Source organism: Nocardia sp. NPDC051756 (assembly GCF_040681495.1).
In the GTDB taxonomy this organism is placed as follows: Bacteria; Actinomycetota; Actinomycetes; order Mycobacteriales; family Mycobacteriaceae; genus Nocardia.
This window is the reverse complement of sequence record NZ_JBFAYV010000001.1, coordinates 900,098-920,597: the sequence shown is the minus strand read 5'-3', so window position 1 is coordinate 920,597 and position 20,500 is coordinate 900,098. Positions and strand designations below refer to the sequence as shown.

23 protein-coding genes and 1 tRNA gene are annotated in these 20,500 nt (G+C 67.3%); 11 read left to right on the top strand and 13 right to left on the bottom strand.

Going from position 1 to position 20,500, the window contains the following annotated elements; translation table 11 throughout:
- Positions 1–24: 24 nt before the first annotated feature.
- Complete coding sequence (locus AB0M22_RS04505; RefSeq protein WP_364720952.1) at positions 25–447, bottom strand: hypothetical protein; 423 nt, start codon at positions 445–447, stop codon at positions 25–27.
- 92 nt (positions 448–539) lie between these two features.
- On the opposite strand from AB0M22_RS04505, the gene AB0M22_RS04500 reads away from it, so the two are divergent.
- Positions 540–980 carry a MarR family winged helix-turn-helix transcriptional regulator gene (locus AB0M22_RS04500; RefSeq protein WP_364720950.1) on the top strand — a complete coding sequence of 147 codons (441 nt, stop codon included), beginning with the start codon at positions 540–542 and terminating at the stop codon, positions 978–980.
- 8 nt (positions 981–988) lie between these two features.
- Here AB0M22_RS04500 and AB0M22_RS04495 read toward each other — a convergent pair whose 3' ends face one another.
- Positions 989–2,101, bottom strand: coding sequence for an alcohol dehydrogenase catalytic domain-containing protein (locus AB0M22_RS04495; protein WP_364720947.1), 1,113 nt, complete (start codon positions 2,099–2,101; stop codon positions 989–991).
- Between the two features lie 47 nt (positions 2,102–2,148).
- The gene (locus AB0M22_RS04490; RefSeq protein WP_364720945.1) at positions 2,149–3,507 is read right to left on the bottom strand and encodes a DUF418 domain-containing protein; all 1,359 of its coding nucleotides are present in this window, start codon (positions 3,505–3,507) and stop codon (positions 2,149–2,151) included.
- 202 nt (positions 3,508–3,709) lie between these two features.
- Between AB0M22_RS04490 and AB0M22_RS04485 the strand changes: the two genes are divergently transcribed.
- The 4 genes from AB0M22_RS04485 (at position 3,710) to AB0M22_RS04470 (ending at position 7,337) form a co-directional block, all read left to right on the top strand.
- Positions 3,710–4,357, top strand: a complete 648-nt coding sequence (locus tag AB0M22_RS04485) for a response regulator transcription factor (protein ID WP_364720942.1) — start codon at positions 3,710–3,712, stop codon at positions 4,355–4,357.
- Positions 4,354–5,436 (top strand): histidine kinase, encoded by a 1,083-nt coding sequence (locus AB0M22_RS04480; RefSeq protein WP_364720940.1) that lies wholly within the window; start codon positions 4,354–4,356, stop codon positions 5,434–5,436. Before AB0M22_RS04485 ends, AB0M22_RS04480 begins: the two co-directional genes overlap by 4 nt.
- Positions 5,437–5,575: 139 nt before the next feature.
- Complete coding sequence (locus tag AB0M22_RS04475; protein WP_364721672.1) at positions 5,576–5,971, top strand: VOC family protein; 396 nt, start codon at positions 5,576–5,578, stop codon at positions 5,969–5,971.
- A gap of 265 nt (positions 5,972–6,236) precedes the next feature.
- Positions 6,237–7,337, top strand: coding sequence for an SGNH/GDSL hydrolase family protein (locus tag AB0M22_RS04470; RefSeq protein WP_364720937.1), 1,101 nt, complete (start codon positions 6,237–6,239; stop codon positions 7,335–7,337).
- A 3-nt stretch (positions 7,338–7,340) separates the two neighbouring features.
- Here the strand turns inward: AB0M22_RS04470 and AB0M22_RS04465 are convergent, their stop codons facing one another.
- Entirely contained in the window at positions 7,341–8,741 is a 1,401-nt protein-coding gene (locus AB0M22_RS04465) for a pentapeptide repeat-containing protein (RefSeq protein ID WP_364720935.1), read from the bottom strand.
- 198 nt (positions 8,742–8,939) lie between these two features.
- On the opposite strand from AB0M22_RS04465, the gene AB0M22_RS04460 reads away from it, so the two are divergent.
- Entirely contained in the window at positions 8,940–9,347 is a 408-nt protein-coding gene (locus AB0M22_RS04460; RefSeq protein WP_364720933.1) for a hypothetical protein, read from the top strand.
- A 218-nt stretch (positions 9,348–9,565) separates the two neighbouring features.
- Here the strand turns inward: AB0M22_RS04460 and AB0M22_RS04455 are convergent, their stop codons facing one another.
- Positions 9,566–10,612 carry an alpha/beta fold hydrolase gene (locus AB0M22_RS04455; protein WP_364720930.1) on the bottom strand — a complete coding sequence of 349 codons (1,047 nt, stop codon included), beginning with the start codon at positions 10,610–10,612 and terminating at the stop codon, positions 9,566–9,568.
- Positions 10,613–10,736: 124 nt separating this feature from the next.
- On the opposite strand from AB0M22_RS04455, the gene AB0M22_RS04450 reads away from it, so the two are divergent.
- On the top strand, positions 10,737–11,567 hold the full coding sequence (locus AB0M22_RS04450; protein WP_364721670.1) for a PaaX family transcriptional regulator C-terminal domain-containing protein: 831 nt from the start codon (positions 10,737–10,739) through the stop codon (positions 11,565–11,567).
- Here the strand turns inward: AB0M22_RS04450 and AB0M22_RS04445 are convergent.
- A complete protein-coding gene (locus AB0M22_RS04445) occupies positions 11,546–11,989 on the bottom strand; it encodes a hypothetical protein (RefSeq protein ID WP_364720928.1) in 444 nt (147 codons plus the stop codon). The genes AB0M22_RS04450 and AB0M22_RS04445 overlap by 22 nt on opposite strands.
- Before the next feature lie 53 nt (positions 11,990–12,042).
- Here AB0M22_RS04445 and AB0M22_RS04440 point away from each other — a divergent pair, with 53 nt between their 5' ends.
- Complete coding sequence (locus AB0M22_RS04440; protein WP_364720925.1) at positions 12,043–13,206, top strand: saccharopine dehydrogenase NADP-binding domain-containing protein; 1,164 nt, start codon at positions 12,043–12,045, stop codon at positions 13,204–13,206.
- Here AB0M22_RS04440 and AB0M22_RS04435 read toward each other — a convergent pair.
- Positions 13,203–13,400, bottom strand: coding sequence for a hypothetical protein (locus tag AB0M22_RS04435; RefSeq protein ID WP_364720923.1), 198 nt, complete (start codon positions 13,398–13,400; stop codon positions 13,203–13,205). The genes AB0M22_RS04440 and AB0M22_RS04435 overlap by 4 nt on opposite strands.
- Positions 13,401–13,918: 518 nt before the next feature.
- Here AB0M22_RS04435 and AB0M22_RS04430 point away from each other — a divergent pair.
- The gene (locus tag AB0M22_RS04430) at positions 13,919–14,854 is read left to right on the top strand and encodes an FAD-dependent oxidoreductase (protein WP_364720920.1); all 936 of its coding nucleotides are present in this window, start codon (positions 13,919–13,921) and stop codon (positions 14,852–14,854) included.
- Here AB0M22_RS04430 and AB0M22_RS04425 read toward each other — a convergent pair whose 3' ends face one another.
- Positions 14,855–15,742 carry a VC0807 family protein gene (locus AB0M22_RS04425; RefSeq protein WP_364720918.1) on the bottom strand — a complete coding sequence of 296 codons (888 nt, stop codon included), beginning with the start codon at positions 15,740–15,742 and terminating at the stop codon, positions 14,855–14,857.
- A gap of 86 nt (positions 15,743–15,828) precedes the next feature.
- Here AB0M22_RS04425 and AB0M22_RS04420 point away from each other — a divergent pair, with 86 nt between their 5' ends.
- Entirely contained in the window at positions 15,829–16,311 is a 483-nt protein-coding gene (locus AB0M22_RS04420) for a MarR family transcriptional regulator (RefSeq protein ID WP_364720915.1), read from the top strand.
- 30 nt (positions 16,312–16,341) lie between these two features.
- Here AB0M22_RS04420 and AB0M22_RS04415 read toward each other — a convergent pair whose 3' ends face one another.
- The 4 genes from AB0M22_RS04415 to AB0M22_RS04400 all read right to left on the bottom strand — a co-directional run bounded on the left by AB0M22_RS04415 (position 16,342) and on the right by AB0M22_RS04400 (position 18,740).
- Positions 16,342–16,815, bottom strand: coding sequence for a hypothetical protein (locus tag AB0M22_RS04415; RefSeq protein ID WP_364720912.1), 474 nt, complete (start codon positions 16,813–16,815; stop codon positions 16,342–16,344).
- Between the two features lie 9 nt (positions 16,816–16,824).
- On the bottom strand, positions 16,825–17,298 hold the full coding sequence (locus AB0M22_RS04410; protein ID WP_364720910.1) for a hypothetical protein: 474 nt from the start codon (positions 17,296–17,298) through the stop codon (positions 16,825–16,827).
- A 75-nt stretch (positions 17,299–17,373) separates the two neighbouring features.
- Positions 17,374–17,445: transfer RNA gene (locus tag AB0M22_RS04405), tRNA-Gly, on the bottom strand.
- Between the two features lie 74 nt (positions 17,446–17,519).
- Positions 17,520–18,740, bottom strand: a complete 1,221-nt coding sequence (locus AB0M22_RS04400) for an MFS transporter (protein ID WP_364720907.1) — start codon at positions 18,738–18,740, stop codon at positions 17,520–17,522.
- A gap of 93 nt (positions 18,741–18,833) precedes the next feature.
- Here AB0M22_RS04400 and AB0M22_RS04395 point away from each other — a divergent pair, with 93 nt between their 5' ends.
- The gene (locus AB0M22_RS04395; protein WP_364720904.1) at positions 18,834–19,163 is read left to right on the top strand and encodes a helix-turn-helix domain-containing protein; all 330 of its coding nucleotides are present in this window, start codon (positions 18,834–18,836) and stop codon (positions 19,161–19,163) included.
- A gap of 1 nt (position 19,164) precedes the next feature.
- Here AB0M22_RS04395 and AB0M22_RS04390 read toward each other — a convergent pair whose 3' ends face one another.
- Positions 19,165–20,460 (bottom strand): pitrilysin family protein, encoded by a 1,296-nt coding sequence (locus tag AB0M22_RS04390; protein WP_364720902.1) that lies wholly within the window; start codon positions 20,458–20,460, stop codon positions 19,165–19,167.
- Between the last annotated feature and the right edge of the window lie 40 nt (positions 20,461–20,500).

The window sequence follows — 20,500 nt, the reverse complement described above, 5'->3', positions numbered from 1 at the left end:
ACTACTCTGGTCAATTCAGAATAGCTATCGAACCGGGTCGGCGCCAGCCATATTCGCGGCCATCTTCTCCAGCACCCGCATGGTCTCGGCGAACTGCTCGTCGGTGATGCCCTCGGCCATCTTCCGGCGGCGCGTGCCGATCCGAATCCAGGCCTGGTCGTGCACCTCCCGGCCCGCATCGGTCAGCGCGAGCGTGCCCAGCTCGTCGACGACCAGGCCCCGGGCGAGGACCGCCGCGAGTTCGGCGTCCCACTCCGCCCGGTCGGTCAAGAACGTGTCGAGCGCGGCGTATAGCTCGTTCGACTGCTGCGCGCCGTCGGACAATGAGTGCAGGATCTGCCAGTGCCTGCGGCTGAGCTCGCCGGCGGCGAGGTCCTCGTCGAACCGCTCGGTGATCAGGCGATCGAGTTCGACGAGCCAGTAACCGATGTGGCGGCGGACGGCCATTGTTCCTCCAGAAGCATGTATACAAACAACTATATGTACTATTACATGAAACCTTGGCGGATGAAAGAGCGCGCAACAGGAAGAAGCAACCGATGACGGAACACGACGCGATCACCGAAGCCGTCGAAGCGGCGATGATCCGAATCCGGCGCAGACAGACGCGGGGGGCGCTGGCCGGCGACTCCCCGATCCCGGTGGCGCTGCATCGCGTGCTGGACGCGGTCGTCGCCACCGAATCTCCCACGGTCACCGCTCTGGCCCCCGCCCTGGGCGTCGATCAGCCGCGCGCCAGCCGCCTTGTCGCGCAGGCTGTTTCGCACGGACTGCTGGAACGCGTCGCCGACCAGCACGACGGACGCCGCGCCGTGCTCCGCCTGACCGGCGACGGGCAGCAGGCGATGGCGGCCGCCCGCACCGGGCGCCGCACCGCGATGGCCGCCGCCATGTCCGAGTGGACCGCGACCGAGCGCGCCGAATTCGCGCGCCTGCTAGAACGTTTCGTCGACGCGATGGACGCGCCGAATCCGCACTGAAACTCGGCTCAGTCGAAGACGATCACCTGTCGCAGCGCATGACCAGCGGCGAGTTCGTCCATGGCGTGGTTGATTTCGTCGAGACCGATATGCGCGGACACCAAACGCTCGACCGGCAGCCGGCCTTCGCGCCACATGCCGACATAGGTAGGAATGTCGCGCGACGGAACCGCCGAGCCCAGATAGCTACCGACAATCGAACGCCCCTGTGCGACCAGCGCAAGCGGCGAGATGCTCGCCCGGGCATCCGGTGCAGGTAGCCCGACAGTCACCGTGGTGCCACCGGGCGCCGTTGCCGCGACGGCGGTTTCGAAGGCCCGAATGTTGCCCGCGGCCTCGACCACGATCTCCGCCTGCACACCCAGCTCGGCCACCTGCGCCGGCGTATAAGCCGCGGTAGCGCCCAATTCCTTTGCCAGAGTGAGCTTTTCCGCAACCGTATCCACCGCGATGACCTCCCGGCCATCCGCCGCCAACGACACCGCGACCAGCACCGCCGCCATGCCGACCCCGCCGAGCCCGACCACCATGATCCGGTCGCCCGGCCCCGGCTTCGCCGAATTCAACAGCGCACCACCACCGGTCAGCACCGCGCACCCGAGCACCGCCGCCACCTCGGGCGGCACGTCGTCATCCACCGGAACCACCGAACGGCGGTCCACCACAGCATGCGTCGCGAACGCGGACACCCCGAGATGGTGGTGCACCTCGTCACCGTCGCGCGTCAGCCGTCGCCCACCGCCGAGCAGTTCACCCGCGTTGTTGGCGACACTGCCCGGAATGCACGGCGTCCGGCCGTCGGTCGCACAACCGGCGCAGTCACCGCAGCGCGGCAGAAAGGTCATCACCACGCGCTGCCCGAGCGCGAGATCGCTACCGCCGGGACCGATCGCCTCGACCCGCCCGGCCGCCTCGTGCCCGAGCAGCATCGGTACCGGCCGCACCCGGTTCCCGTCGACCACCGACAGGTCCGAATGGCACAGCCCAGCCGCCTCGATCCGAACCAGCAGCTCCCCCGCGCCCGGCTCGCCCAGCTCCAACTCACCCACGCTGATCGGCGCCGATTCGGCGAACGGCACGGGCGCCGCGATCCGCTCCAGGACCGCCCCACGAATCTTCATTCCGCCGACGCTACCGTCCGCACTGTCCCAGGCACAGGGGGCAGCGGCTACCGCACCCGTTCCGCCACCGTGGTCGCTCGGTGGAGCAACCACTCCAGCGGCCCGCGACGGAAGAAGCGACTCCAGCAGTAGGCGAACATCATGATGATCGCGCTCAGGCCGAGCAGGACCGGAAGCGAACCGGCCGGGAGCACATCGAAGCCGAGAATGGCGATCGCGACGACGTGAAATACGTAGGCGGTCAACGACATACTGCCGACCGCGATCAGCGGGGTAGCCACCTTCAGGATCCGCCGAGACCCGTCGCACGCGGCCAGGCAAACGACCAGAACGGTAAGCGCGACACCGGTATTCGCGATGATCGACAGCGTGGTCTCGCTGTGCGGCATCGCCCCCAACTGGTATCGCCAGCCCGCGGGATCTTCGGCCATGTCGGACCACCACGGCGCGTACATGATTCCCGGCCGCTCCCGCACGCCCGGCGCGAAATGCAGTGCCAGCGCGGAACCGCCGTACCCGAGCACCGCAAGACCGATGCCGGTCAACGCCAGCCGAACCCGAATCACGGTGGCGGCCAAGTCGAGTCGAGCGACCGCCATCCCCGCGAACACGAACGGCATCCAGCTCAACGCCGGGTAATTGCCCGTGATCAGCAGCCCGATCACCCCGTCACCACTCCCGATCGGATCGCCCCGGCTCCCCGACCAGGCCAGCGGATCGAACCGATTCACCGCATCGGTCCAGCTGAGATCCTGCAAGACCAGGAAGACGAGCTGCGACAGCGCCAACGCGCTCACCGCGGCGATCACCGCCAACGTGCCCGCACGCAACCGCGCGAACGGCAGCGCCAGCAGGAAGTACATCCCGTAGTAGGCCAGAATCACCTCCACCTTCGTCCCGGTCGCGGTCAGCGCGGTACCGATCACCAGCAGAATCCCCGCCCGAATCAGGATCTTGACCCGCGCCTGCCGCCCCGCCTGTCCCACCTTCGGCACTCGCCGCCCGGTGATCAGCAGAATCGAGAACCCCGCCAGAAACGCGAACAGCGCCGAGGACCGCCCATGGGTCAGCTCCATGACGAACCCCTCGACCCCGCCCTCCCGCGGATCCGGCCCCACATGCGCGGCATACATCCCCAGCACCGCGAGACCCCGCGCGAGATCCACCCCGAGCAGCCGCGCGCCAGCCCGCATCCCGTCGCCCGACCGCACCGCGGCGGCGCACTCCACGGCACCATCCGCCCGCGACGCACCACCTGGCCGCCCTGCGTCCGCGAACACCGCATAACCGACCCGCGCACCGGCCTGCTCGACACCACCCGACAACACCGGGCCACCCGAGCCATCACCCGCAGCCGGCCCGGCAATCTCGGCATCGACCGATGCGGGAGTTCCGTTGTGTGCCATACGTCCAGCGTTGAGAACGCCCGATTCATCCGGTATCCGGCACGCGTCCGGATGCGCTCCGCCCAGTGGCGGCGGGTAACCCGCCGACCGGCTGGACCACCCCCGCCGGTCGGCCGTCGCACCCGCCTCGCCCACGGGTCCACACTTCGCCGGGATCTAGGCTCACGTGCAGGAATAGGTATGGGCGAAGGAGGTGTGGCGGGTGATTCGGGTGGTGGTCGTCGATGACGAGGCGCTGGTGCGGTCCGGGTTCGAGATGATCCTGAATGCGGCCGCCGACATCGAGGTGGTCGCGACGGCGACCGGGGCGGAAGCGGTCGAGGCGGTGACGGCGGCCCGGCCGGACGTCGTGCTGCTCGACATCAGGATGCCCGATGTCGACGGGCTGACCGTGCTGCGGCAGCTGCGGGCGACGCCCGATCCGCCGGTGGTCGCGATGCTCACCACGTTCGACACCGACGACTACATCCTGTCCGCATTGCGTTCCGGCGCAGCGGGTTTCGTGCTCAAGGACACCGAACCCGAGCAACTCGCCCAGCTGACCCGCACCCTCGCCGCGGGCGGCGTCGTGCTGTCCCCGAAGGCCTCGGCGGCCCTGTTGCGCAACGCCGAACCCGCCACCGCCGCGGGCATCGATGCCGACGCCGCGCGCGTCGAACGGCTCACCGGACGGGAACGCGCGGTGCTGGTGCTGATCGCCGGCGGGCTGTCGAACGCGGAGATCGGGCAGCAGATTCACCTGAGCGTCGGCACGGTGAAAGACCATGTCAGCGCCATCTTCACCAAACTGCGAGTGACCAGCCGGGTGCAGGCGGCATTGCTGGCACAGCGAGCCGGTCTGCTGCCGTGAACCGGTTCCCGGCGTGGCTGATCGACCTGGCGCTCGTCGCGATCGCCGTGGCCGACGTGCTCGTCGACGGCGGCGTCAGCACCCGGCTCGAGCTCGCCGCCGCTGTTCTGGCCTGCGCCGCGTTGCTGCTGCGCCGCCGCTTCCCCTTGCTGACCTTCGTCCTGACGCTGCCCGTGAGCTGGATGCTCGACATCCTGGTCGCCCCCGCGGTCGCGCTGTATACCTTGGCCGAACGCACGAGCAATCGCGCGCTGCTGTGGGCGGCCGTGCTCGCCACCTCGATCGCCGCGTCCGCTCCGTGGCCGCTCGGCGACGCCTTCGACCAACGCGGCGCGCTCGTCTCCTTCGCCTATTCGCTGGCCTGGGCGGGCGCGCCGGCGCTGCTCGGTCAGCTCGTGCGGACCCGCCGCGACCTGTCCGAGCGATTGGTCGAGATCGAGGAGGCGCGCGACCACGAACGCCAGCTGCACGCCCAAGCCGTGCTGGCCCGCGAACGCGCGCAGATCGGCCGCGAGATGCACGACGTCGTCGCCCATCAGGTCAGTTTGATCGCCGTGCGCGCGGGCGCGCTCCAGGTGGCGGCGACCGATCCGGACGCGGCCGACGCCGCCCGCACCATCCGCCGGCTCAGCGTCGACACCCTCGACGAACTCCGCCACATGGTCACGCTGCTGCGCGCCGCGGGCGGTCAGAGCACCGAGCTCACCCCCCAGCCGACGCTCGCGGATCTGCGAAAGCTGCTCGACTCCAGCGGGATTCCGGTCGAGTTGCGCGGCCAGCTGCCCGACGAACTGTCCGCGCCCGGCCAGCGCACCATCTATCGCACCGTGCAGGAAGCCCTCACCAACGTCCGCAAACACGCGCCCGGCGCGAGCGCGACCATCGAGCTGTGGCACGACAGCGAACACTTCGGCGTCACCGTCACCAACACCATGTCGACCCGCCCCGCGGTCGCGCTGCCCAGCTCCCGGCACGGGCTGATCGGCCTGACGGAACGGGCCGAGCTGCTGGGCGGCACCTTCGAGTCCGGCCCGACCGCCGACCGCGGCTATCGCGCGGCCCTGCGCCTGCCGCGCTGACCGAAACATGGTCTGGGTCACTGGATACTGGCGAAATCCATGGGACGTTTGCTAGCGTCGTTGACCGTGACGGTGCTCCCGTTGGCCGCCTTGTACCGAGCCCGGGGTCGGGACCGTCACGGCACAAGGAGAAATTCCCCTGTCAGTACAGTTCAATCACACCATTGTCGGTTGCCGAGATAATCGAGCGACCGCCGAATTCTGGGCAGACATCCTCGGTACGGAACTGGGGGCCGAATGGGGCCCGTTCATTCCACTGCCGCTGGATAACTCGGTAACCTTCGATTTCGCGAACGTGCCACCGCACGTCACAGAAATCTCGCCCCAGCACTACGCATTCCTGATCTCCGAGCCCGAATTCGACGTGGCCTACGCCAAGATCCAGCGCGACAAACTGGAGCACTGGGCCGATCCGCGTCAACAGGGCGTCAACCAGATCAATCACAACGACGGCGGCCGCGGCGTCTACTTCCTTGACCCCAACGGCCACTTCATGGAATTGATCACCGTCCCGTACGGTGGCTGGCCGAGTTAAATGATCCAGGGGCGGCAGCCGGTCGGCTGCCGCCCCGGACATACCGACTGATCCCTCTGCATTGTCACCCTTGGTGACGATTTCTGTTGTCGCGGTTTGTTTTTCGAGTTGGGCGTGGCGCGACCCCCGGCTGAGTACCCTTGACGTACTCCGAAAGGCCTTACGGGGATTCGCACTTTGCGACTCTTATATCGAAACTCGCGCCAGTGGCGCGGGATACAGGACTGCGAGTAAATCCATGCCTATCGCCCTGCAGAATTTGATCGTGCTCGGGGACAGTCTGTCCGACGTCGGGAACAAACGCGAGGCCCCGACCGGGCTGTTCGCGCGCGCCATCAAAGCGATGCGCACCAACGAGATCGGCCGCTACAGCGACGGAAAGAACTGGACGGACTTCCTGATCGAGTGGGCGGGCGCGGACCCCTTGGTCCAGTCCACCAAGGAGCTGACCGAGCAAGCCACCGAATACCACCGCAGCCTGACCAAACACTCGATGCTGCTGAAAACCGACGTCGACTCGAATCCGCCTGTCCGCTATGCCAATTACGCCGAGGGCGGCGCGATCGCCGGCTCGGACTGGAGTCCCAAAGCGGGCGCGCTCGGCTACCTGAAGACGCAGGTCGCGCAGTACATCAAGGCCCGAAAAGCGCTGGGCGACCAGTTCACCGGCGACACCATGCACATCATCTGGATCGGGCTGAACGACATCGTCACCGCCGAGCGTGCCGAGGGCAACGTCATGACCTCGCCGGACGGTGTGTTCGAGGTGCCACGCGGGATGAAGGACAAGGCCGGTACCGGCATCACGCCGGTGGTCGCGGAGATCAAGGGCCTGGTCGACAGCATCGCGAACGCCTTCCCCGGGCCGCCCGATCGCAACCATTTCATGCTGATCGATCTGCCCAGCCCGACCGTGTCGATCCGGTTCCAGGATCAGATCGCCGATGGCAAACGTAAACAGGTGGACCAGTTCTCGGCCAACACCGCCCGGTTCAACCAGGTGCTCGAGTACCTCACCAAGCACTGGCCGATGACCGCCAAGGACCCGCAGCCGGGCGCCACGCCGAACCATGTGTCGCTAGTGCGGATGTGCGACTGGATGACCTACGTCGCCGACAACGCGAAAGCGTTCGACCTCACCGGATTCGCGCAGCTGCACGGTGTCGCGGTGCCCTATCTCGGCGAGAAAGACACGGTCGAACCGGCGATCCGCCGCTGCCTCACCACCAGTGACCTGGCCCATCCCACCCAAGCGGTGTATGAACTGATCGCCAGGAAGATCGCCGACGATCTGCTGAAGGGTTACACGCTAGGACGGTTGAACCCCCAGTCCTGGACCAGGATTCGACCGTACGCGGACGTGTAACCCCTACTCCGGCAGCTCCGGCGGCCATGGGTTCGGTTTGACGTTGGCCGGCTTGCGGGTCGGGATGTCGTCCCAGTCGAAATGGGTGCCGACCCAGGCCGTCGGCCGGTCGAAGGTGATCTCGCCGGCGTTGAACTTGGCGTCCACGAAGGAGATGTCGCCGAAGAAGTCGCCCTCGCTGAAGTCGACAGAGCGGCCGGCGAAGGTGGTGCCCGCGAAGGTGGTCGCGCCGTGGAATTCGGCTCGATTGAAGTCGATGTCGCGGGTGCCGCGGTTGCGCATGCGGGCGGGAGTGCCGATCCGGGTCTCGTCGAAGGCGACGGTGCCCGCCTCGAACTGGGCTCCCGAGAAGGTGATTCGCGGGCTGGAGATGTCCGCGCCGGTGAAGGCGAGGTGCTGACCGTCCAGCGTGGCGCATTCGAACGAGGTGAGGTCGGCGTGGAACTTGGTGTCCTGGAACGAAGTTCGCTTCCCGGTCGTGCGGATGCCGGCGAAGGTGGTGCGCGGGCCGACAAAGGTGGCCTGCTCGAAGGACACCGAGCCGTCGAACCGCGCACCGTCGAAAGTGGTGCCGTACTCGGCGCGTACGGCCTTTTCCGGCCGGGTCGAACCGAAGTGCGCGTGGTCGAACAACACGGGTCCGCCGTCGAAGGTCGCCTCCCGGAAGGTGACCTGCGGACCGGCGAAGGTCACGTGTTCGAAAGTGGTGCGACCGCTGAATACCGCGCGGGCGAACGAGGTCTTCCGCCCGGCGAACACCGCGTGCCGGAAGTCGGCGCGCTCGATGACGGCGTTGTTGAAGGTGAAATCGCAGTTCGACCAGGAGACCTCGGCCGACCGCTGGAGGTGATCGGCGATCACTTGCACGATGGTCCGGCGCACCTCCCGATCGTTCTGCCGGAACTGGTAGACACGCTCGACCTTCAGGCCCGATTCGTCGACCGTTTCCGCCTGCGACACAAGGTGGTTCGCACCGGCGACCGGGTCATAGGGCAGACGGAGGTAAGCACAGAGCACGTCGACGCATTGCTGACGCCGACTCGTTGACCGGAACTCGTCGGCGATCCCGGTCATCGCGTAGACCCCCGCGATCCGCACCGCCACATCCGAATCGCCCAGCTGCCGCGAGGCAGCCCCGAACAATTCGGCGAAGCGGCCGCGTTCGAGGTCTCGTTGCCGCCGATAAGCCACCACCAACGCGACGGCGCCACCGACGCCGGCCGCGACCGCCAACGCGATCTTGGTCAGATCCAGCTGATTCGGCGTCTCGGCCTTCGCCCCGAGCGCCAGCCACAGCAGCCACCAGGTGAGCGCCGCGATGCCGAGGCCGCAGACAACCGCTACCAGCACCGCAAGCAGCAACGCCGCGCGGTGCAGTCGGTCGCCCAACCTCCCCCATCGCATTAGCGCATGGTAGCCGCATTGCCGCCCGCCGACTACCGGACAAGATCGGCTATCCCTGCGCCCCAAACCCTTTCAAATGTCCTCTATCCACGAAGGGCACAGCATGCGGCTCGTTGGCGTCGGATGGCGCATAACGGACACCGCTCGGCCGTCGCGTCGCTGGGCGACTCGGACGTTCCGCTCGAGTAGTCTGCGGACATGTCTGCTTCCGATTCGCTCGATCCGGTGGCCGAAGTCGAGGCCGTGCACGCGCTGCTCGCCACCTGGTTGGGGACCGACGCCGAGCCGGAGGTTCTCGAACGTTTCGCCGCGACTCAGCACGACACGATGTCCATGGTGACCACCGGCGGCACGCGGCTGAGCCGCTCCGAGCTGCTGTCCGGGCTGCGGCGCGCGCGCAACGCCCGGCCCGGCCTCGATATCGAGATCTCCGAGGTGGAGGTGCTCTTCGCCGAGGGGAATGTGACCGTCGTCCGGTTCATGGAGCGGCACCACTTCGACGGCAAACACGCCGATCGCTGGACGACCGCGGTGCTGACCGCCGAGGGCCTCCCGCCCCGCTACAGCTGGCGGGTGCTGCACGAGACCGAGGCGCCCGGCGACTGACACCCGCGGTGCCGTCAACGCCCCGGAAACTGTCCATGCGATGTGTGGTGTTCGGCGCGACCGGCTACATCGGCGGACGACTGGTCGCCGGCCCGCGCGCATCGTCGCGACCGTGGCCGCCGCGAGCCCGAGCTGGGTGGCGGACGACGTGTCGGCAGCGGGCGACCATCGAGCCCTCGCGGGTTGCCGAAGCTACTGAACGTCGACGTGATTCGTGTTCATCGGTGAAGATCCCGAATGAATTGGGCTTGATCGCTCAGAAAGCCTTCCGCGAACAACGACCGGGGTGCGGCGATCGCCACGGCGACGGTCTTGACCGTGCTGTCCTCGATGTTCTTGCGTATCAAGGCGTGGGTGGCGTCGCGGTAGTGCCGCACGTGCAGCAGGTCGGCGGGAATCAGTTGGCGGTAGCGGGTTTCGGTGTCGACGATGTCGACGTTGAGGTCGTGGTCGGCCAAGACCAGCAGCACCGGGATGCGGACCGCGGCCAGGTCGGCGGCGGCATCGGCGGTGTAGTTGCGCTGGATGAACCGCCAGCGTTGCGGGGTCGTGTCCGCGGTGACGACCGCTGCGGCGCGGGCCTGTTCGTAGCTCGCGCCGTCGCGCAGGAATTGGCGGGTGCGGTCGCTGGCCGCGACCGCGGCATCGATCTCTGCCGGATTCGCGTGCGCGGCAGTCAGTTCGGCGATCGTGTTGTAGCGGCCTTGCTGGAGCCAGTTCACGGCCGGTGACACCGCGATCATGAATTGCACGCCGGGGTCGCGCGCGGCGACCGCGGGCAGGACCCAGCCGGCTTGGCTGGCTCCCCACAATCCGATCCGGGCCGGATCGATCTCGGATCGTGTTCTGGCCCAGGCGATCGCGTCGAGGGTCTCGGTGGTCCGATCGGCCATGGTCTGGTCCAGCCAGTCGCCCGGCGCGCCCGCGATACCGGGCTTGTCCCACGACAGCGACGCATAACCCGCTCGCGCCAACGATTCCCAGATCGGGCGGTAGAACGTGTCGTGGGTGGCGTCGGCCGGGCCGTCGCCGTGGACGAAGACCACCAGGCCGAACGGTGCCGTGCCGGTTTTCGGCAGCGCGAGAACACCGTGCAGCGGCTGCGCGCTGCCGGGCATGGTCACCCGTTGTTCGCGCAGGTCGTAGCTGTTCTGGTAGACGACCCAGCCGCCCGCCGCGGCGATCAGCACCAGGATCACCGTGACCGGCACGAGTATTCGACGGCGGCGCGAAACGGGTTCAGCGCGGGGTGTTTCCGACGGCATGGCCGCTCCAATCGTTCGTTCTGGAAACCATCGTTTGTATGCTGAGCGGATCAGCATCGATCGAGGGAGGTGGACGGTGGCGACACACAGCGCTGAGGTGACGACCCGGACCCTGGTGGAGAGCATGGTCCGGGAGGACGCCACCATCGACGGCGGTGAGCTCTACACGGTCGCGAACGCGCTGGGCATGACGGATCAGCAGGTCCGGTTGTGCGTTCGCCGCCTGGTCGCCGACGGTCAGTTCACCCAGCAGGGCCGGGGGCGCAAAGCGATCCTGCGCGCCACCGCGGCGACGATGCGCACGCTCGCGCCGGACGTGGAGTTCGTGCGGTTCATGTTCGAGCAGGATCGCGGTGCGGCCCCGTGGGACGGGTGCTGGCATCTGGTCGCGTTCGCGATTCCCGAGGCCGCGCGGCCGGCCCGAGATGCCATGCGCGACGGGATCGTTCGGCTCGGCGGTGCGCCGGTCCAGGGCGGGTTGTACGTCAGCGCGAACGCGTGGGAGGCACAGCTGGACGCGCTCGCCGCTGGGCTCGAGGTGAGCGACCACATCACCACGTTCACCAGTGCGGACCTGCGGATCGGGCAGACCGAGTCGCCGCGCCGGATCGCCGCACGGCTGTGGCCGCTGGACGATATCGCGGCGCGGCATCGGCGGCTGCTGGATTTCGCGCGGCGCACGCTGCGACGGTTGCGCGAGACCGAGCTGGACGACACCGAATTGCTCACCGTCACAATCGAACTGGCTGCCGAATTCACCCGCGCGATGGAGCCCGATCCCTTGCTCCCGCCGCAGTTGCTGCCGCAGCCGTGGGCCGGCACCAAGGCGCGCGGGATGGTCGCGGAGTGCTGGTCGTTGCTGCTTGCCACCGAGACACACGCTCCGACAAGGCTTTTCCGTGCTTACGGCGACGTGATCCGCGATGTGGCCGTTCATGCTGGACGGGTTTCGTAGGCCGCGCCGAACACCGCAGGCACGAGGACCAGGACTGCCGAAATCGCGGTGAACACTGTCGTCGCGAACCAGAACTGGGTCCAGGCCGGCGGCAACGGCGTCAGGACCACCGCCAGCACCGCATAGAGCACCGCAGCCCGTCGCAGCCGCCGCTCGCTGCGAATCTGCCGCTGCTGAGCAGTAGCGCCCGACCATGCACGGGGGCTGATGACTATTCGCCAGGTATGCGCGGTCAGGCCGAACATCGCGATCAACAACCCCAGGCCGAGCAGCTGAATCCAGTCCTGGAGCCGGTCCGCGGGGCCGCTCGACGGCAGCGCGACAGCCGCGAACGCGATGCCGCCCGCGGCCTCGAGGAGGACTAGTCGCCGCATCGGCCCGAGCGGTCGTCCGCGCAGGAAACTCACTCTCGAATCGTTCATGTTACCGTCGATCGTAACCGCAATGAACGATATTGCGTAGGCGGAGGAGAGACATGAAGGTGCTGGCGCTGGGCGGAGCGGGTGCGATGGGGGCGGCGGCGGTGCGGACGGCGGCAGGGTTGCCCGGCGTGCGGGAGATCGTCGTCGCCGATCGCGATTCGGCCGCGGCAGAGGATCTCGTTCGCACGCTGCCGGGTGCCGAGGTGCGGGCAATACGGGTCGACATCACCGACCGGGCGGCGCTCTATGACGCGCTCCGGGAGGCCGACGTTGTCTTGAATACCGTTGGCCCGTACTACCGATTCGGCTTGGCGGTGCTGCGGGCGGCGATCGAGACGGGCACGCATTACCTCGACATCTGCGACGACTGGGAACCGACGATGCAGATGCTCGAATACGACGCCGACGCGCGGGCCGCGGGGGTCTGCGCGATCGTCGGGATCGGCGCGAGTCCCGGGGTGAGCAATCTGCTCGCGGCGCGCGCCGCTCGGCAACTCGACCACGTCGAGGACGTCTATACCGCCTGGCCCGTCGATGTGCCCGGTGCGGGCAATCCGGACGACGCCCAGCTCACCGGTCCTTCTGGGGCGCCGACGGCCGCTGCGGTGCATTGGATGCAGCAGATCAGCGGCACGGTCGCCGTCGTTCGCTCGGGACAGCTGGTGCAGGAGTCGCCGCTGCGTCCGGTGCCGTTGTCACTACCCGGTGGGCGGGCCGGGACGGCCTACACCGTCGGGCATCCCGAACCGGTCACCCTGCACTGGACCCTCGCACCAGCCGGGCGGGCGGCAAATCTGATGGTCGTCACGCCGGGCACCGCCGCGTTCCTGGACATATTGCGCACTGATATCGACAGCGGCACCCTCACCAACGAGTCCGCGGCCGCCGAGTTGGCCGCGCCCTCCCTGCGGCGTGGGCTGCGTTCGATGGTGCGTTCCCGGCGATTCGCCGCGCCGGGAACCTTGCCGCCGTTCTTCGCCGCCGCCTCGGGCCGCAAAGACGGTGTGGCACTCACGGTCTTGGCGCACCTCGATGGTGGGCTGATCGACAATATGGCGGAGGCCACCGGAATCCCGCTGGCGCTCGGGCTTTCTCAGCTCATCGACGGTTCGGTGCTGCGACCGGGCGTGCATCCACCCGAGGCGATACTCGACCTCGACCGGTTCTTCGACGATCTCGCCGAACACTCCTGCCGGGTCGTCATCGAACAGTCCTAGTACGAAATACCCAGTGCGGCATACGCCTCCGCCCCACCCAATCCGCCGAACCCGAACGCGGCCTCCAACCCGCCGGAGACACCGTCGGCATGCACGTAACCGAGCGACTTCGTCGCCGGTACGCCCAGGATTTCGTCGACATCACGCCGCCGGATCTCGGTGGCCGTGTCGATGCACCGACTCCGCGACCACATACCCGAACGTCAAGCTGTGATATCCGGTCTTCTCCCCCGCCGAATCCGCCGCACCTGCCCACGCATCAACCACCAACTCGCCCTGGTAATACGCGGCCACCTGACAACCGACTTCCCGCCCCGACTCGACAAGCGAATCGAGCAACTGCTGCGTCCGGCCCTGAGTGTCGTGCGGCATGGTGGAATCTCCAGATCCGATGATGAGTTGCGGACCACTCGATCCTCACTCAGCACCAACTCTTCGCACTTCCGATAAAAAGCCCATCTATATCGCTTTCCCGCCATTCCACTCATCAGCGCCCTCAACGCCGCTACCCGCCCCCGCGCACGAATCCTTCGGTCGTGCACGGAATTGCTTGGCTAATTCAGGTGGGGCGGAGCGATGCGTGCACAGCGGACTGATGCGGGTGCGGGCGGGCGGTCCAGTGTGCGGCGGGCAACATTTGCGGTGGTTCGGGGAACGTCGCGCATTCGTTCTTTCCAAGCCGGAGAACGGGATTCGTGGGTACCGTCCGAATATGGCTAATGATGTGTTGGTGCTGGGGGCGGGTGTGATCGGACTGACCACCGCGGTCTGCCTGGCAGAGGAGGGTCATCGGGTCCGGGTGTGGGCGGAGCGGCCGCCGGAGCGGACGACGTCGGCCGTGGCGAGCGGGTTGTGGGGACCCGGCAGCACGCCAAGGGATTTGGCGTGGAGCCGAGTGACCTTCGCCGAATTCAGGAAGCTGGCCGAGAATCCCGCGTCCGGCCTGCATTTCGAACGCGGACTGCAGGTTTCGCGTGCCTGGTCCGAACCGCCCTCCTGGGTCGAGGATTTGGTCGATGTCCAGATGTGTACCCCCGACGAACTGCCCGAGGGCATGCGGTTCGGCTTCTGGTGCACGGCCCCGCTCATCGATCTGCCCCGCTATCTCCGTTACCTGACCGATCGCCTTACCGCACAAGACATCACGATCGAGCAGCGAACCGTGCACGACCTCGCCGAGCCCGCGGCCGCCGCCCCCGTTGTGGTGAACTGCACCGGCGTCGCGGCGGGCAAACTCGCCGACGACGACGCCGTACAACCGGTACGCGGACAGCACGTGATCGTCCGCAACCCCGGCATCGCCGACTTCTACGTCGAGCTCGGCGGCGAAACCGAATGGGCCGGCTTCTTCCCGCACGGCGACCGCCTCATCCTCGGCGGCGTCCGCCAACACGGACAATGGAGCCTCGACCCGGACCCCGAAATCGCCGATCAAATCCTCCGCCGCTGCATCGCCGTCGAACCCAAACTCGCCACCGCCGAAATCGTCGGCCACGAAGTCGGCCTACGTCCCGGACGCACCGAGGTCCGCCTCGACGAAGAACGCATCGGCCGAGCCCGGGTAGTGCACAACTACGGCCACGACGGCCAAGGCGTCAGCCTCTCCTGGGGCAGCGCCCGCGAGGTCGCGGGGATGCTCGCCGACTGATCACCCCGCACCGAGTTGGCGGTCCGCCTCTGGAAGCGGCTGTGTCCGAGCCATTTCCAGGTCCAGGAGACGCTCGGCTCGCGGTACCACGAAGGTGCGGTTGATGAACAGCCACAGGCCCACCAGCACTATCAGGGGTAGGCCGGACAGGAGTGAGGATTCTCCCGCCTGGTCGGCTGAGTAGCTGTAGACCACTATTACCCGCAAGATCGCATCGATCAGTAGCACCACACCTAGTGTCGCGGTGACGAAGCGATAGATCGCGCGGAAGCGTGGGGATTTCAGCCAGGTTCGGTCGAAGCCTTCGGCGCGGAGCGGGTCTCCCTTCGCGGCAACGGGTTTGAGGGCGTCGCGCATGAACGGATGCTCCGTACAGATGCTGGCGAGGATGACTATGCCGGCGACGGCGATGTACAAAGAGCTGCGGGCAAGGACAAAACGGGCGTCGCCGCTGATCGAGGTCAGCACGATGCCGGCCACGACTTCGGCGAGCACCAGGACGGCGAATCGGTCGATCGGGTGTGTTCGGTTGCCCCGCAACCGGGTTCGGACGAGGTCGCCGATGACGATCAGTCCGGCGACGACCGTGCTCGCCACCATGCTCATGGTGTCACCGAACTCGCTGAAGTAGCACCCGAGGAGCACCGCGGTAGACGCCGAAGCCAGGGCGAGGGCAAACCGCCAACGGAATTCCCCGGCGTGGAGTCCACCGCCGATGGCCTTGGCGGCCAGCAACGTCCCGCCGAGCGACAACCGGATCGTCGCGGGCAATCCCGTGGGCGCGAGCAGCGCGAACACCACAGTAGGCAGCAACAGATCGATGGCCGTGTTGGCGACCATCAGGACCAGCCACCCGGCCTGCTTCCGCTTGTCGATCGTGCCGTGCATGAACACTCACCCCGTTCCCTCGAAATATCTCAGGAGATAATCCTCTTAGTTGCTAAGATACCGAGAGACTAAGTTATTATGAGCACATGACGCAAGAGGTGCCAGCGGACCCAACCCTCCTCGGCCGCGAGTTCGCGTCGGCGATGGTGAACTTCCACGCCGCAACCGGAAAACTGCTCGGCCTCAGCGCGGTCGAACGCAAATGCATGGACACACTGCGCATCCTCGGCCCGGTACCGGCCGGCACCATCGCCGAGCACACCGGCCTGACCACCGGCGCGGTCACCGGCCTGGTGGACCGCCTCGAGAAAGCCGGCTACGCGAAACGCACCCGAGACCCGCTCGACCGGCGCAAAGTCCGCGTGGAACTCGTGCCCAACGAGCGGGTCGACGAACTACTGGCCGAGGTCTTCGTCCCGTTCGGCACAGAGATGGCCGAACTGATGACCAGATACTCCCCCGCGGAGTTGCAGGCGATCCGCGACTGGATCGACCGCACCACCGACATCCTGGTGAGAAACACCCAGCGAATCTCCGACCCGGATTTCAAGCCCGCGTCGGCACACTGAGTAACCCTGCGGCAGAACAGAACTCGCCCCTCAGGTGTTGTCCGACAGGCGATACCAGGTGCGCGCTACGTCGAACGAACTACCGCTGCCGTCGTCGCGAGAGCAATAGATGGAGATGCCGTTCTCGCCGGACGCCGCGCAGACGAACCGCCCGACGCGCTGGTGGTCACCGGGCTGCCACTTCGGCACATTCGTGCCGCCCCGATAGGTTCGGCACGCATAGTGCACGGTTGCCGGTCCGGACAGGTAGACGGAAGCCGCGCCGTAGGACGGGCAGTCCTTCGGCCGCTCACCCGGTATCGGATAGGTCGGCTCGTTGGGAAAGCACTCCGCTTTGGTAACCGTCATCTGGCACAGGAGGTCATGCCGCGATCCCGGCTGGCCGGCATGGTCTCCGATGAAGAACCAGAAGTCGTCGGCGTGGGCAACGCCCGCCGCACCGGTGATGGTCGCGGCGACCGCCGCACAGGCCACCGCGAGGCGGCCGATAATTGTTCGCTTCATGATCGCTCCTCAGGCGTTGTCCGACAGGCGGTACCAGGTGCGCGCTACGTCGAACGAATTACCGCCGCCGTCGTCGCGCGAGCAATAGATGGAGCTGCCGTTCTCGTCCGAGGCCGCGCAGACGAACCGGCCGACCCGCTGATGGTCGCCGGGCTGCCATTTCGGCACGTTCGTCGTGCCGGGATAGTCGCGGCAGGTGTAGTGCAGGATGGCCGGACCTGACGAGTAGACCGATGCCGCACCGCCGGACAGGCAACCTTGCGGACGGTCTCCCGGTATCGGATAGGTCGGCCAGTTCGGATAGCATTCCGCTTTCTGAATTGTCATCTGGCACAAGACATCATGCGGTGTACCCGGGGCACCGTCGTAGTCTCCGGCGTAGAACCAGAACGTGTCCGCATGGGCGACGCCCGCCGCTGCGGTGATGGTCGCGGCGACCGCCGCACAGGCCACGGCGAGGCGGCCGATAATCGTTGATTGCATGTGGAAGACGGTAAGAACGGCCCGTCTCAAACCAGTTTCAAACCCGTCTCACGTAACCGGCCGGGCTTTCCGAAGAGCGGATGACGGGATTTGAACCCGCGACCCTCACCTTGGCAAGGTGATGCGCTACCACTGCGCTACATCCGCATTCGCACCCCGGGTGACTCCGTGATGCGAGATAGAACTTTAGCCGATCGACGGCGGAAAATGCCAATCCGTGCTCAGGCCGCCGATTCGACGGCCGTGCGGGTGCGCCGCAGACCGAGCCCGGCGGCGGTCAGGCAGGCCAGCGAGACGACCACGACGAACCACGGGAACACCGTGCTCAGACCCCAGGTGGTGGCGGCCCAGCCGGCCAGGATGGTCGGCAGCGCCATGGCCGTGTAGGCGAGCAGGTAGTACGCCGACATGGTCTCGCCCCGCTTGTGGTGCGGCACGACCTCGGACAGGTGGCGTAGCGAGCCGCCGAAGCCGAGTCCGAAAGTGGCGCCGAGCAATACGCCGGCCAGCAACACCACGACCCAGTTGCCGGTGTGCAGCGCGGGCACGGTGAGCAGCAGCGCGATCGCCATGCCGGTGTCGCCGCCGATGGCCGCGCGCCGGGCCGGGATCTTGGTGGCGAACAGCTGCGAGGTGGCGCCGGCCAGCGCGGTCGACGCGACCACCGCGCCGCCGAAAACCAGGTTGTGGATACCGGTTTCGGCCGAGGCCAGCGACGGGTACAGCGACAGCAGCACGCCGAGCACCGACCAGGCCGCCATCACGCCGAGCGCGGAGAACCAGAAGTCGCCGCGAATCTCCGGCGGCACAGCGGGTTTCGCGATCCGGATGCGTCCGGCGATCCGACCGGTGTGCGGTTCCTCCAGCGCGATCACGCCGATGCCGATGACCAGGCAGACCACGGTGATGACCACGTACGGCGTGCGCAACGGATGCGGCGCGTACTGCGCGAGCAGCGCCGAGCCCAGAATCGCCACGGCCATACCGACATTGAACGCGACGCCGGTGAGCTGACCGGATCGCGCGCCATGCTTGGGCCGCAGATCCAGCAGCGCGGCCGCACCGGCGACTACCGTCGCGCCGACCGCGAACCCGTGCAACGCGCGCGCCACCAACAGCATCACCACGTTGTCGGCCAGCAGGAACACCGCCAGCCCTGCGATCATCGTCACAAAGGCGCCGAGCAGCACCGGCTTACGGCCGACCACATCGGAGATCTTGCCGGACACCAGCACCGCGCCCAAGGCCGCGAACGCGTAGACGGCGAACACGAAAGTCGTGGTGAGCGGCGAGAAATGCCACTCCTTCTGGTACATCCCGTACAGCGGGGCGGGCACCCCGGAGACGCCGAGCGCGACCCCGCCCGCGGCCAGAACGAGCCCGTAGGCCCAACGCTGTGATGTCTGCTCGTCAGCGGCGGGCACCGCTATCGTCGCTGCCATCGAAACTCCGATCAGGTAAGTTTGATAATGATCGAACCGCATTCGACAGTACAGACAGTATGACGATCATCAAACCCCGGAGTGAGGTAGATCATGACCGAAGCTAAGGAGGCGGCGGCCGACGCCCCGCCGGTGGCCGCGTTGTCCACCGTGCTCGGCGCGATCCAGGACCCCATCCGCCTGGAGATGGTGCGCCGCCTGAGCAACGCGGGCGTCGCCGTCCGCTGCAACGAGCTCTACGAGGTGATCAACAAGTCGACCGCGACGCACCACTTCAAGATCCTGCGCGAGGCAGGCGTGATCGAACGGGTGATCGTGGACGGCCAGATCTGGCAGCGCCTGCGCGCGCGAGATCTCGAAACCGCGCTGCCCGGCGTGGTTTCCGCGGTCGTCGAGGCCGCCAACCGCGCGAACGCGAAGTAGCTCAGCCCTCGACCAACCGGCGCACCGCGGCGGGCAGTTCGCGAGTTCGCTTGTACGGCCCGGCAATCGAGGCCGCGAAGGGCCGCGACAGCAGCGTGTTCGCGATGGCGGAGACCTCGTCGGTGGTGACCGCGTCGATCCGCGCCAGCGTTTCCGACACGCTGCGATGGTTGCCGTAGCTGAGTTCGCTGCGGCCGATGCGATTCATCCGGGACGCGGAATCCTCCAGGCCGAGCACCAGCCCACCGCGCAGCGAGCCCTTGGCCCGCGCGCATTCGGCGTCCGTGATGCCGTTGGCCGCAACCTCTTCCAGCACCCCACGAGCCAAAGTGGCCACCTTGCCGAGGTTTTCCGGCTGGCAGCCGATGTACACCGAGAACGCGCCGGTGTCGGCGAAGGTGTCCACGCTGGAGTACACCGAGTAGGCCAGGCCGCGTTCTTCCCGAATCCGTTGGAACAGACGCGAACTCAGCCCGCCACCGACCACCGTGTTGAGCACCGAGAGCGGCCAGCGCCGCTCCCCCTCGTGCCGGCCGAACGCGCGCACGCCGAACGCCAGGTGCGCCTGCTCGCTGTCGCGGTGGCTCCAGTGCAGTTCCGGATCGCTGGCCGGGCGGAACTTGCCCTCCCGGCGCTTGGCCGGGGTGGCGGCCGGATCGAGCCGGTTCTCGAACGCGCGGTGCACCAGCTCCACCGTGTGCTCGTGTTCGACATTGCCCGCGACCGCGACGACCATCCGGTCCGGCCGGTAGCGACGCAGGTGGAAGCCGCGCAGCTGGGCCGCGTGCATCGACTCGATGGATTCGATGGAGCCGATCACCGGCCGCCCGATCGGGTGATCGCCGAACAGGGCGGACAGGAACGCGTCGCCGACCAGGTCTTCCGGGTCGTCGTCGCGCATGGCGATCTCTTCGAGCACCACCTGGCGTTCCAGGTCGACGTCCTCGGCCCGGCACAGCCCGTTGAGCACCACGTCGGAGACCAGGTCCACGGCCAGCGGCAGGTCCTCGTCGAGCACGTGCGCGTAATAGCAGGTCTGCTCCTTCGCGGTGAACGCATTGAGCTCGCCACCGACGGCGTCCATCGCCTGCGCGATGTCCAGCGCGGTGCGCGTGGGGGTGGCCTTGAACAGCAGGTGCTCGAGGAAGTGCGCCGCACCGGCGACGGTGGGCCCTTCATCGCGCGAGCCGACGCCCACCCAGACGCCGATCGAGGCCGAGCGCACGCCGGGGACATGTTCGGTCACCACGCGCAGTCCGCCGGGTAGCACGGTGCGTTGAACGCCGGGATCGGTCATGTTGGCTCGCAGCTCCAGTGACGAACCCCCCTGCTCGCGT